Consider the following 12049-nt stretch of genomic DNA (forward strand, 5'->3'; position numbering starts at 1 on the left):
ATGTGTCTGGCGGTGCCGGGCAGAGTGGTGGAGATCGCGGAGCGGGACGGTGCCCGGATGGCCGTCGTGGACTTCAGCGGTGTGGTCAAGGACGTGTGCCTGGAGTATCTGCCGGACCTGAAGGTGGGCGAGTACGCCATCGTGCACGTCGGGTTCGCGCTCCAGCGGCTGGACGAGGAGTCGGCGCGCAAGACGCTCGCCCTCTTCGAGGAACTCGGGCTGCTCCAGGAGGAGTTCGGTGACCCATGGGAGGTCGAACGATGAAGTACCTGGCGGAGTTCCAGAACCCTGAGCTGGCCCGGGGCCTGCTCGACGACATCCGGGCGGCCGTGACCCGTCCCTGGGCGCTCATGGAGGTGTGCGGCGGGCAGACGCACACCATCATCCGCCAGGGCATCGACCAGTTGCTGCCCGACGGGGTGGAGCTGATCCACGGACCGGGGTGCCCGGTGTGCGTGACCCCGCTGGAGGTCATCGACAAGGCCCTGGCGATCGCGGCCAGGCCCGGGGTGATCTTCTGCTCGTTCGGGGACATGCTCCGGGTGCCCGGTACCGACCGCGATCTGTTCCGGGTGCGCAGCGAGGGCGGTGACGTCCGGGTGGTGTACTCGCCGCTGGACGCCCTGCGGATCGCGACCGAGAACCCCGACCGTGAGGTGGTGTTCTTCGGCATCGGCTTCGAGACCACCGCCCCGCCCAACGCGATGGCGGTGCACCAGGCCCGCAAACGCGGCATCCGCAACTTCAGCATGCTGGTCTCCCATGTCCGGGTACCGCCCGCCATCGACGCGGTGATGGGCTCGCCGGACTGCCGGGTGCAGGGCTTCCTCGCGGCCGGTCATGTGTGCAGCGTGATGGGCACGTCCGAGTACCCGGAGCTGGCGGCACGCCACCGGGTGCCGATCGTGGTCACCGGTTTCGAGCCGCTGGACATCCTGGAGGGCATCCGGCGGGTGGTGCGGCAGTTGGAGCGCGGTGAGCACACCGTCGACAACGCCTATCCGCGGGCGGTACGGCCGGAGGGCAATCCGGCGGCCCGCGCGATGCTGTCGGATGTCTTCGAGGTCACGGACCGCGCGTGGCGCGGTATCGGCACGATCCCGCTCAGCGGCTGGCGGCTCTCGCCGCGCTACCGCGAGCACGACGCGGAGCACCGGTTCGACGTCGTGGACATCGCCACGCGTGAGCCCGCCGCGTGCCGCAGCGGCGAGGTGCTGCAAGGTCTGCTGAAGCCCAACCAGTGCGAGGCGTTCGGCACGGACTGCACACCGCGCAGCCCGCTCGGCGCGACGATGGTGTCCAGCGAGGGCGCGTGCGCCGCGTACTACCTCTACCGCCGTCTCGGTACCCCCACCACCCCTCTGGAGGCGAGCTCCGTTGTCTGACACGCTCTCCGGCGCCCCGGCGCCGGCCGCCGCGCCGGACTTCGGCGGCTGGACCTGCCCGCTGCCGCTGCGCGACCATCCCCGGGTGGTGATGGGGCACGGCGGAGGCGGCGCCCTGTCCGCGGAACTGGTCGAGCATCTCTTCCTCCCGGCCTTCGGCGGCGGGACGCTCGCCGCCCTCGGTGACTGCGCGGTACTCCCCGTCGGCGGGTCACGGCTCGCCTTCTCGACGGACTCGTTCGTGGTGCGTCCGCTGTTCTTCCCCGGCGGCAGCATCGGCGACCTCGCCGTCAACGGCACCGTGAACGATCTGGCCATGAGCGGCGCGCGGGCGGCGTACCTGTCCTGCGGGTTCATCCTGGAGGAGGGGGTGGAGACGGAGGTGGTCGGCCGGATCGCCCGGGCGCTGGGCGACGCGGCCCGCGCGGCGGGCACCGAAGTGGTCACCGGTGACACCAAGGTCGTGGAGGCCGGTCACGGGGACGGCGTGTACATCAACACCGCGGGCATCGGGGTGGTGCCGCCCGGTGTCGACATCCGTCCGCAGCGCGCCGAGCCGGGCGATGTGGTGATCGTCAGCGGGGAGATCGGTCTCCACGGTGTGGCGATCATGAGTGTGCGGGAGGGTCTGGAGTTCGGGGTGGAGATCGAGAGCGACTGCGCGGCGCTCGGCACCCTGGTCGAGGCGATGCTGGCCGTCACCCCGGATCTGCACGTCCTGCGGGACCCCACCCGGGGCGGGCTGGCGACCGCCCTCAACGAGATCGCGGGGGCGGCCGGTGTCGGTGTGGTGATCCGGGAACGCGCCGTCCCGGTGCCCCCGCAGGTCGCCAACGCCTGCGCGATCCTCGGCCTCGACCCGATGTACGTGGCGAACGAGGGGAAGCTCGTGGCGTTCGTCCCCCGCGCCCACGCGGACGCGGTGCTCGCCGCGATGCGCGCCCATCCGCTGGGCGCGGCCGCCGCGGTGATCGGGGAGTGCGTACCGGAACATCCGGGGATGGTGGTCGCGCGGACCGCGTTCGGCGGGACCCGGGTGGTCGATCTGCCACTCGGTGAGCAACTGCCGCGCATCTGCTGAGACCGGCGGTCGGGGCGTGCCTGTTCCGCGCGGGCCGACACCATCGGAATCGGGGGTCTCAGGCCGTCCCGTACGCCTCGCCGCCGAGTTCGAGGACGGCGGTGCCCGCGGTCGCGTCGGCGAGCCAGGCGCGGAACGCGGCCACGTCGGCGTCCGGCAGCCCGATCCCGATGGTGACCGCCTCGCCGTAACGCACGTCGCGCACCTCGCGGCCGGTGGCGCGCAGCTCGTTCTGGAGTTTGCCCGCGCGCTGGTGGTCGACGGTGACGGTGGCCAGCCGGAAGCGCCGCCGGGTCAGCGTCCCGAGGGTGTCGAGGGCCTCGCCGACCGATCCGCCGTACGCCCGGATCAGCCCGCCCGCACCCAGTTTGACCCCGCCGTAGTAGCGGGTGACGACGGCGACGACGTACCGCATGTCCCGGCGCAGCAGCATCTGGAGCATGGGGACACCCGCGGTGCCGCCCGGTTCGCCGTCGTCGTTCGCCTTCTGGACGGAGGCGTCGGCGCCGATGACGTAGGCGTAGCAGTTGTGCGTGGCGTCGGCGTGCTCCTTGCGGACCCGCGCGATGAACCGCTGGGCCTCCTCCTCGGTGGCCGCGGGTGCGAGCGCGCACAGGAAACGCGAGCGGTTGATCTCGGTCTCGTGCACGCCCTCCTGGGCGACGGTGCGGTACTCGTCCTGCATCGGCCCAGCGTATGCGGTGTGTCCGCGACGGGACGCCAGGGGGCGGGGCGGGAATCCCCGGGCGCGGTGGTTCGTTGCCGTGGTGGCAGCAGCAGTGATCCGAGGAGGCGTGCCATGTACGGCGACCAGGCGGCAGTGGAGAAGATCCTTACGGAGTCGGGGGACACCTGGGCCGTGGTGGGCCTGTCGAACAACGAGTCGCGGGCCGCGTACGGGGTGGCGCGGATCCTTCAGCGGTTCGGGAAGCGGATCGTCCCGGTACATCCGAAGGCGGAGACGGTCCATGGCGAGCGGGGGTACGCCACGCTGGCGGACATCCCGTTCGAGGTCGACGTGGTGGATGTGTTCGTGAACGCGGACCTGGCGGGCGCGGTGGCCGACGAGGCCGTGGCGAAGGGGGCGAAGGCGGTGTGGTTCCAGCTGGGTGTGGTGGACGAGGCGGCGTACGCCCGCACCCGGGCGGCGGGCGTGGCGATGGTGATGGACCGCTGCCCGGCGATCGAGATCCCCCGCATGGGCTGACGCGTGTCCGTGGTTCGTCCACCTGGACCCCCTTGCTCCGGTGCGGGCCGCTTTCGCTTGCGCCCCCGGGGTTCGTCCACCTGGGCCGACATAGTCCAGTACAGGCCGTTCATGGGTGCGCAGTTCCCCGCGCCCCTTGGATGCTGCCCCGGTCCGTCGCACTTCGGGTGCGGGGCCGCCCTCGCGTTTCGCGCAGTTCCCCGCGCCCCTGGATGCTGCCCCGCTCGGTCGCTGATCGCGTGCGGGTTCGCCCTCGTCTTCGCGCAGTTCCCCGCGCCCCTGGATGCTGCCCCGCACGGTCGCTGGTCGCGTGCGGGTTCGCCCTCGTCTTCGCGCAGTTCCCCGCGCCCCTGGATGCTGCCCCGCTCGGTCGCTGGTCGCGTGCGGGTTCGCCCTCGTCTTCGCGCAGTTCCCCGCGCCCCTTTGGGGCGCCTCCGTCGACCTTGAACGTGCAGGGAGGCGCCCCTTCAGGGGCGCGGGGAACTGCGCACCCACGTTCGAGCCGCACAGGAGCAAGGGACGCCCACCCGAGGTGACCTCAGGGGCGCGGGGAACTGCGCAGCCACGGACGGCCCGCACCGGGGCAAGTGGGCTCAGGTGGACGGACCCGGCGGCGCAAGCGAAGGCGACCCGCGAGACCGTTCACCGCGCGGGTGGGACCGCGACGGCCATGGTCATCTCGACCACCTCGGTACCGTCGTTGCGGTAGATGTGCGGCACGTTGGCCTCGAAGGTGGCGGAGGTCCCGGCGGGCATCGGGTAGGGGACGCCGTCCACGACGAGGGTCAGCTCCCCGGCTGTCACATGCAGCAGTTCCATGGTTCCGCCCGGGTGCGGGTCGGACGCGCTGCCGTCGCCGGGCATCAGCCGCCACGCCCATAGTTCCAGCGGGCCGCGCCGGTCGGTGCCCACGAGCAGGGAGGTGTGGCTGCCCGCCTCGGTGGACCACATCCGCACCGCGCGCTCGGCGGGCACGAGCTGCACCAGCGGCCCCTGGTCCTGGTCGAGGAGGGTGCTGATGCTGACGCCCAGCGCGTCCGCGAGTTTCACGGTGGTCCCGACGCTGGGGTTCGTCCGGGCCTGCTCGATCTGGATGATCATCCCCCGGCTGACACCGGAGCGGGTGGCGAGGACGTCCAGGGTGAAGCCACGTTCGCCGCGCAAGCGCTTGAGGTTGCGTGCGAGGGACTGTGTGAGCTGGTCGAGATCCGACACATTCCGTCCAATATCTTTAATGGCAGAGTGCAACACATTGAACTACCGTGAGGTGGTCACCTGGTCCACCGCACTGTACTTCGAGGTCGGCGAGGACAGCCCGCGGCGGCGCCCCGGGTCCGGGCACGCGGACGGGTCACGTCCCGCCGGTGTCCGACTCCAGCTCCGCGAGGGCCATCAACTGCTGCGGTGTCATGCCCTCCGGGATGGGTACCGGCGCGGGTGTCCGCAGGGGCGGCTGCCAGCCCTCCCCGGGGGTCCAGCGCCGGACCACGCGCGCGGGCGCGCCCGCCACCACCGAGTGGTCGGGCACCTCACCGCGGACCACCGCTCCCGCCGCGACGACCACGTTCCGTCCGATCCGGGTACCCGGAAGGATCACCGCGCCGGTACCGATCCAGCAGCCGGGCCCGATCTCCACCGGCTCCATCCGCGGCCACTGCTTGCCGATCGGCTCCGCCGGGTCGTCGTACGAGTGATTGGTCGACGTCACATAGACATAGGGACCGACGTAGCACTGCGCGCCGATGGTGACTGCCGTGTCGGCGACGACATGGCTGCCCCGGCCCAGTACGACACCGTCACCGATCCGCAGGATCGGGTCGGGGCCGAGGTCGAGACCGGGCATCAGACCGGCCGTCAGGGTGACCTGTTCCCCGATGACACAGTGGGCGCCGAGCTGGATCCACGGCTCCCCGAAGACGGTGCCCTGCGGGAACGCCAGCCGGGTGCCCGTACCGATGGCGCCGAACCGCAGCCGCCCGGGATGCTCGTCGGTGATCGCGCCGAACCGCTGCGCCCAGGCCCAGCCGCCCCGCACCACCCGCTGCGCGAGCCGGTGCGGCCAGCGGCCCGGACGCCGGCCGGGGAGGGGACGCGTATCGCGGTTCTTCGGCACCCGCACACCGTACTCACGGGACCGGGGGGCCGGAGCGCGGCCCGCTGTGATCTTCACCCCACCCGCCGGGCCCGGCGCCCGGCGGGTCGCCTACCGTGCCGGTGAGCGCATGCGCGCAGCGACGACGAGGAGGCAGTCATGGCCGGACGGGCACTGATCGTGGCGGTGGGCGGCAAGAGCCCCGAGGTGGACCCGGGCGCGTTCGTCGCGCCCACGGCGGTCGTGGTCGGCGAGGTGACCGTGCGCGCGGGGGCGAGCGTCTGGTACGGCGCGGTGCTGCGCGGCGACTGCGGGCCGATCGTCCTGGGGGCGGGCAGCAACGTCCAGGACAACTGCACGGTCCATGTCGACCCGGGCTTCCCGGTGGTCATCGGCGAGCGGGTCACCATCGGCCACAACGCGGTCGTCCACGGGTGCGCGATCGAGGACGACGCCCTGATCGGGATGGGCGCGACCGTCCTCAACGGCGCCGTGATCGGGGCCGGTTCGCTGGTGGCCGCGCAGGCCCTCGTCCCGCAGGGGATGGTGGTACCGCCCGGTTCGCTGGTGGCCGGGGTGCCGGCCAAGGTGCGCCGCCCCCTCACGGACGAGGAGCGGGCGGGCATCACCCTGAACGGCACGCTCTACATGGAGCTGGCGCGCGCCCACGAGGAGGCGCACACCGAGCGGACCGCCGACCGGGACGGCACCGGGGACGGCGACGACGACCGTGACAGCCACTACGGCGGAAGCACCGGTCAGGCGTAGCGCGGCCGGGTTCCGGCAGGTCAGGCGTGGGGGCGCAGGGTCCAGACGACGGTCATCTCCCCGGTGACGGCGCCGTCCTCGCGCCGGATCTCGACGGTGACGGGGAACTCGGGGCGGCCCCCGGCGTCCAGTTCGGCGATCACGTCGGCGGCGGGGCGGCCCAGGGTCGCGGTCGCCGTCACCGGCCCCATGGCCAGCTTCCGGTAGGCGATCTCCGCGCGCACCGCGAGCGGCACGGCCCGGGAGAGCTGCGCGCCGAACGCGGCGAGCACGATGGCACCGCTGGCCGACTCCCCCAGGGTGAACATCGCCCCGGCGTGCGGGCCGCCGACGTGGTTGTGGAAGTCGCCTTGGTCGGGCAGCGCGACCACCGCCTTGTCCGCACCGGTCTCCAGAAACTCCAGGTTGAGGGTGCGGGCCATCGGGACGGTGGCGGCGAGCATCTCGCCGATGGACATCTGGTCAGCGCTCATGACCCAATGTTACCCACCGGTAAGAAGAGTTGGCCAGACCTCGCGGGCCGGACCGTTCGGCACGTACCCGTCAAGTGCCGGTGACAAGGTCGTTGCCCGGCGCCACTATGGTTACTGCCCATGTGGCCAGGACAGCAGCCGCCCGGGGGCGAGCAGAACCCGCAACAGCCGAATCCCAACCCGTACCAGCAGCCGGGATATCAGCAGCCCAATCCGTACCAGCAGCCCGGCTATCAGCAGCAGCCGGGCCCTTACGCGGGGCCGCCGGGCAAGCAGCCGCCCTGGGGGGCGCCGACGGTCCCGGCGGGACCGGCCGTTCCGGGCCCTCCCCCGCCGGGTGACGACGGCAGGAGGACGAAGCTCGTCGCCCTGGTGGCGGCGGTGGCCGTCGTGGTCGCCGCCGGGGTCACCGGGTTCCTGGTGCTGGGCGGCGACGAGGACGGCAAGGAGACGGCCCAGAAGGGCGGCGACAAGAAGCCGTCCGAGCGGCCCGTCTCCTCCGCCCCGGAGGTGGCGCCGGAGGAGTCCGCCGAGGACAACCCGCGCGGGGGCGACGACATCAAGCCGACCGTCGCGGGCTGGAAGGTCGTCTACAACCCCAAGCGGGGGGTGGCCTTCGACGTGCCGGCCGACTGGGAGGTCGACTCGCCCGGGATGTCGGTGGGGTTCGAGGAGAAGGACTCCAAGGAGATCAAGCCGCTGATCGTGATGTCGGCGCCCGCGTACCTCAAGTCCAAGTGGTGCGAGTCGGACGACGACAAGGACGGCAACAAGGACAGCACCTCGCTCGCCACCGTCGGCACCAAGGGCGCGAACGGTGCCAAGGACGCCGAGGAGGCCGCGGTCAACCAGGTGCCGTGGTGGGTCTACGGCGGCTACACGCAGCCGGACAAGAAGAGCATGCGCACCGACAAGAAGGGCAAGCCCTTCACCACCACGTCCGGGATCAAGGGCAGCATCGCGCGCGCGGAGTCCACGAACACGCCCCGGAAGGGCAAGTGCGCGAGCGACGGCAAGGCCGTCTCCTTCGGTTTCAAGAACTCCAAGGGTGACTTCGTCGCCTGGAACCTCTACGGCGCCAAGGGCGTCAAGGACGAGGTCCCGGACAGCCTGATCACCGAGATCCTCAAGACGGTCCGGCTGCACGGCGAACCGACGGACTGACCCCTTGGGCCGTTCCGGTCGGACGGCTCGTCGCCGCTCCTCCGGGACGGTCCGCCGGGCGGCCGCCCGGGTCGCCGGTCCCCGCAGCGAACGGCTGCCCGGACGGCCTCCGGTGGGCGGGTGACCGCTCCCGGAGCCCGTCCGTCCGCGAGCGCAGCGACGCCTCCGCCGCGGGCGCCGGGCGCGATCACGCCACGTCCGCCCGCGACACGGCAATTCGGTTGAATCCGGGTGGGCCCGCCGCGATAGTCCCTGGGTGAACTCACCGCCGCCACGTCAGCGCCGGCCGCCCTGGGCCGGTCGCAACTACATCCTGCTCACCGTCGCCACCGTCTTCACCAACCTCGGCAGCCACGGCGCCCTGATCGCCTCGGCGTTCGCCGTGATCGAGTCGGGCGGCGGCAGCGGTGACGTGGGACTCGTGGCCGCGGCGCGCACCGTGCCGCTGGTGCTCTTCCTGCTGATCGGCGGCGCCGTCGCCGACCGGCTGCCCCGGCACCGGGTGATGGTCGCGGCGAACGCCGTGAACTGTGTGTCCCAGGCGGTGTTCGCGGCCCTCGTCATCACCGGCCGTGCCGAACTCTGGCAGATGATGCTGCTGTCCGCCCTCGGCGGCGCCGGGCACGCGTTCTTCTCGCCCGCATCCGAGGGCATGCTGATGTCCTCCGTCTCGGGCGAACAGGCCGGCCGCGCCTTCGCCCTGTACCGGATGGCCATGCACGGCGCGGGCATCGGCGGAGCCGCGCTCGGCGGGGCGATGGTCGCCGCGATGGGCCCCGGCTGGGTCCTCGCGGTGGACGCCGCCGCCTTCGCCCTCGCCGGGGCGCTGCGCGCGTTCCTGGACGTCCGGCACATCCCGCCGCGTGAACCGGGCAACGGGCTGGCCGCCGATCTGCGGGACGGCTGGCACGAGGTGATCGGACGGCCGTGGCTGTGGTCGATCGTGGCGCAGTTCTCCGTCGTGGTCGCGGTGATCACGGTCTCCGAGGCCGTCTACGGCCCGCTGGTGGCCGGGGAGGAGCTGGGCGGCGCGGCGCCCTGGGGCTTCGCGCTCGGCGCCTTCGGTGTCGGGACGCTCGTCGGGGCCCTGGTGATGATGCGCTGGAAGCCGCGGCGGCTGCTGTTCGTGGGCACCCTGGCCGTGTTCACGCTGGCGCTGCCGTCCGCCGCGCTGGCGGTGCCCCTGCCGATCGCCGGGCTGGTCGCGGTGATGTTCGTGAGCGGCGTGGCGATCGAGGTGTTCGGCGTCGCCTGGATCACCACACTGCACCAGGAGATCCCGGAGGAGAAGTTCTCCCGGGTGTCCGCGTACGACTGGTTCGGGTCGGTCGGCATGGTTCCCGTCTTCACCGCCCTGGCGGGCCCGGCGGAGAGCGCGTTCGGCCGCTCCGAGGCGCTGTGGGGCGGCGCCGTGCTGGTGGTGCTGGTGACGGCGGCGGTGCTGCTCGTCCCGGACGTCCGGCGGTTGTCCCACCGGCCGGCGGCCGACGCCCCGGAGGCGGCGGTGCTGCCCCGGGAACCGCTCACGGCCGGCACGGGCCCGGGGGTCCCCCGCGATCCCGCCGCCGCCACCGCCGGTGAGGCACCGGCGGACGGGGCGTCGGACGCGGGCGGACGCGGCTGACCGGGACGCCGGTCAGCCGACCCGGAAGGTCCCGCCCGGCGGCTCGGGCGAGCCGACGGCGTCCGCGTCCCGCACCACGGCCGCGTCCCCGGTCCGCCGCCGCAGGGCCGTACCGTGCTCCACACGCGCGGGGAACCCGTCGGCGGCCGTACGCCGGGCCAGTTCCGCGACGGGCAGCGGGGCGTGCGAGGCGAGCAGGACGACATTGCCGAACCGGCGTCCGCGCAGCACGGACGGCTCGGCGATGAGTGCGAGCTCCCCGAACACCGCCGCGAAGTTCGCCAGCTGGGAGCGGAGGAAGGTGAAGGGCGCCCCGTCGGCGAGGTTCGCCGCGTACCGCCCGTCCTCGCGCAGAACGCGTTCCGCCGCCCGCGCGTACTCGACGGAGGTGAGGTGCGCGGGTACCCGGGAACCGCCGAACACGTCGGCGACCAGCAGATCGGCGGAGCGCCCGGGCGCCGCCTCCAGCCAGCCGCGCGCGTCGGCGGTGTGCGTCCGGACCCCGTCCGGGTCGCTCTGCGGCAGATGCTCCGCGACCAGGGCGACGAGGGCGCCGTCGAACTCCACGACCCGCTGACGGGAACCGGGCCGGGTGGCGGCGGTGTAGCGGGGCAGCGTGAGGGCCCCGCCGCCCAGATGGATCACGTCGAGCGGACGGCCGGGCGGGGCGGCGGTGTCGACGACGTGTCCGAGGCGGCGGACGTACTCGAACTCCAGATGGGTGGGGTCGTCGAGGTCGACGTACGACTGGGGTGAGCCGTCGACGGTCAGCAGCCAGGCCCGCTCCCGGTCGATGTCGGGCAGCAGCCGCGCGGTGCCGTGGTCGACGGCTCGGATGACGGGTACGCGGTCGGGGTCGGGGTCGGGGTCGGAGTCGGGGTCGGAGTCGGAGTCGGAGTCGGAGTCGGAGTCGTCCACCCGTCCATTGTGCGGCCCCGCGCCGCGTCCGGGCGCGGGGGCGGTCCGTTCCGGTCCGGGACAGGACGGCCCGCCGACGGTTCCCCGAAGGGCCGTCGGCGGGCCGTCCGCGCCGGTGGGTCAGCCGACCCGGGTCACCGTCCCCGCGCCGACCGTCCGGCCGCCCTCCCGGATCGCGAAGCCGAGCCCCGGCTCCAGCGGCACCTCCCGGCCGAGCTCGACCGTCACCGTGACGGTGTCGCCGGGCCGGGCCACGGCCGCCTCGCCGAGGTCGATGTCCCCGACGACATCCGCGGTGCGGATGTAGAACTGCGGCCGGTACCCGGTGGTGACCGGGGTGGTCCGGCCGCCCTCGGCGGCCGACAGCACATACACCTGGGCGGTGAAACGGCTGCTGGGGGCCAGACTGCCGGGCGCCGCGACGAGGTGCCCGCGGCGCACCGCGTCCCTCGCCACCCCGCGCAGCAGCAGCGCGACATTGTCCCCGGCCTGCGCCTCGTCCATCGGCTTGCCGAAGGTCTCCACCCCGGTGACCACCGATTCCAGACCGGCGCCCAGCACCTCGACGCGGTCCCCGACCCGTACCGTGCCGCGCTCCACCGCACCGGTCACGACGGTGCCGCGGCCGGTGATGGTGAGCACGTTCTCGACGGGGAGCAGGAACGGCGCGTCGATGTACCGCTCGGGCAGCGGCACATACGTGTCCACGGCGTCGAGCAGCGCGCCGATCGACTCCGTCCACCGGGGGTCGCCCTCCAGCGCGCGCAGCCCGGAGACCCGGACGACGGGCACGGTGTCCCCGCCGTACCCGTGCGCGGAGAGCAGTTCCCGTACCTCCAGCTCCACGAGGTCGGTCAGCTCCTCGTCGCCCGCGTCCGCCTTGTTGACGGCGACGACGATGTGGTCGACGCCGACCTGACGGGCCAGCAGGACGTGCTCGGCGGTCTGCGGCATGATCCCGTCGAGCGCGGAGACGACCAGGATCGCGCCGTCGAGCTGCGCGGCACCCGTGACCATGTTCTTGATGTAGTCGGCGTGGCCGGGCATGTCGACATGGGCGTAGTGGCGGGTGTCGGTCTCGTACTCGACGTGCGCGATGTTGATGGTGATACCGCGCGCGGCCTCCTCCGGCGCCCGGTCGATCCGGTCGAAGGGGACGTAGGTGCCGCTGCCGCGCTCGGCGAGCACCTTGGTGATCGCGGCGGTCAGGGTGGTCTTGCCGTGGTCGACATGGCCCATGGTGCCGATGTTGAGATGCGGCTTGGTGCGCACGTATGCCGTCTTGGACATGGGGATTCCTCGCGTCTCGCGTCAGGAGGTGAAGCGTGTGAGGTCCG

Annotated in this window: 13 protein-coding genes; 7 read left to right on the forward strand and 6 right to left on the reverse strand. The window is 72.7% G+C overall.

What is annotated here, in order from left to right; genetic code table 11:
- From AB852_RS34690 to hypE, 3 genes are read left to right on the forward strand one after another with little or no spacing between them, the layout of a single operon-like run.
- Window positions 1-264 (forward strand): HypC/HybG/HupF family hydrogenase formation chaperone, encoded by a 264-nt coding sequence (locus tag AB852_RS34690; protein WP_073794819.1) that lies wholly within the window; start codon window positions 1-3, stop codon window positions 262-264.
- Window positions 261-1385 carry a hydrogenase formation protein HypD gene (gene hypD / locus AB852_RS34695; protein ID WP_073794822.1) on the forward strand — a complete coding sequence of 375 codons (1125 nt, stop codon included), beginning with the start codon at window positions 261-263 and terminating at the stop codon, window positions 1383-1385. The genes AB852_RS34690 and hypD overlap by 4 nt, the downstream gene beginning before the upstream one ends.
- The gene (hypE, locus tag AB852_RS34700; RefSeq protein ID WP_073794825.1) at window positions 1378-2466 is read left to right on the forward strand and encodes a hydrogenase expression/formation protein HypE; all 1089 of its coding nucleotides are present in this window, start codon (window positions 1378-1380) and stop codon (window positions 2464-2466) included. Before hypD ends, hypE begins: the two co-directional genes overlap by 8 nt.
- 58 nt (window positions 2467-2524) lie before the next feature.
- On the opposite strand, the gene AB852_RS34705 is transcribed toward hypE, so the two are convergent.
- On the reverse strand, window positions 2525-3151 hold the full coding sequence (locus AB852_RS34705) for a YigZ family protein (protein ID WP_073794828.1): 627 nt from the start codon (window positions 3149-3151) through the stop codon (window positions 2525-2527).
- Window positions 3152-3265: 114 nt separating this feature from the next.
- On the opposite strand from AB852_RS34705, the gene AB852_RS34710 reads away from it, so the two are divergent.
- The gene (locus AB852_RS34710) at window positions 3266-3673 is read left to right on the forward strand and encodes a CoA-binding protein (protein WP_073794831.1); all 408 of its coding nucleotides are present in this window, start codon (window positions 3266-3268) and stop codon (window positions 3671-3673) included.
- Between the two features lie 642 nt (window positions 3674-4315).
- Here AB852_RS34710 and AB852_RS34715 read toward each other — a convergent pair.
- A complete protein-coding gene (locus AB852_RS34715) occupies window positions 4316-4888 on the reverse strand; it encodes a helix-turn-helix domain-containing protein (protein ID WP_073794833.1) in 573 nt (190 codons plus the stop codon).
- A gap of 136 nt (window positions 4889-5024) precedes the next feature.
- Window positions 5025-5786, reverse strand: a complete 762-nt coding sequence (locus AB852_RS34720) for an acyltransferase (protein WP_073795091.1) — start codon at window positions 5784-5786, stop codon at window positions 5025-5027.
- Between the two features lie 138 nt (window positions 5787-5924).
- Here AB852_RS34720 and AB852_RS34725 point away from each other — a divergent pair, with 138 nt between their 5' ends.
- Window positions 5925-6533 carry a gamma carbonic anhydrase family protein gene (locus AB852_RS34725; RefSeq protein ID WP_079185142.1) on the forward strand — a complete coding sequence of 203 codons (609 nt, stop codon included), beginning with the start codon at window positions 5925-5927 and terminating at the stop codon, window positions 6531-6533.
- Between the two features lie 20 nt (window positions 6534-6553).
- Here the strand turns inward: AB852_RS34725 and AB852_RS34730 are convergent, their stop codons facing one another.
- Window positions 6554-6991: a DUF4442 domain-containing protein gene (locus tag AB852_RS34730; protein ID WP_073794836.1), complete on the reverse strand. Its 438-nt coding sequence runs from the start codon at window positions 6989-6991 to the stop codon at window positions 6554-6556.
- A gap of 135 nt (window positions 6992-7126) precedes the next feature.
- Between AB852_RS34730 and AB852_RS34735 the strand changes: the two genes are divergently transcribed.
- Together AB852_RS34735 and AB852_RS34740 are read left to right on the forward strand one after the other, a co-directional pair.
- Window positions 7127-8170 carry a DUF8017 domain-containing protein gene (locus tag AB852_RS34735; RefSeq protein WP_073794839.1) on the forward strand — a complete coding sequence of 348 codons (1044 nt, stop codon included), beginning with the start codon at window positions 7127-7129 and terminating at the stop codon, window positions 8168-8170.
- Between the two features lie 256 nt (window positions 8171-8426).
- On the forward strand, window positions 8427-9794 hold the full coding sequence (locus AB852_RS34740; RefSeq protein ID WP_073794842.1) for an MFS transporter: 1368 nt from the start codon (window positions 8427-8429) through the stop codon (window positions 9792-9794).
- 12 nt (window positions 9795-9806) lie between these two features.
- Here AB852_RS34740 and AB852_RS34745 read toward each other — a convergent pair whose 3' ends face one another.
- Window positions 9807-10631: a spermidine synthase gene (locus tag AB852_RS34745; RefSeq protein ID WP_073795094.1), complete on the reverse strand. Its 825-nt coding sequence runs from the start codon at window positions 10629-10631 to the stop codon at window positions 9807-9809.
- A gap of 201 nt (window positions 10632-10832) precedes the next feature.
- Window positions 10833-12002, reverse strand: a complete 1170-nt coding sequence (tuf, locus tag AB852_RS34750) for an elongation factor Tu (RefSeq protein ID WP_073794845.1) — start codon at window positions 12000-12002, stop codon at window positions 10833-10835.
- Between the last annotated feature and the right edge of the window lie 47 nt (window positions 12003-12049).

Origin of the sequence: Streptomyces uncialis (genome assembly GCF_001905345.1) — a bacterium.
GTDB lineage: Bacteria > Actinomycetota > Actinomycetes > Streptomycetales > Streptomycetaceae > Streptomyces > Streptomyces uncialis.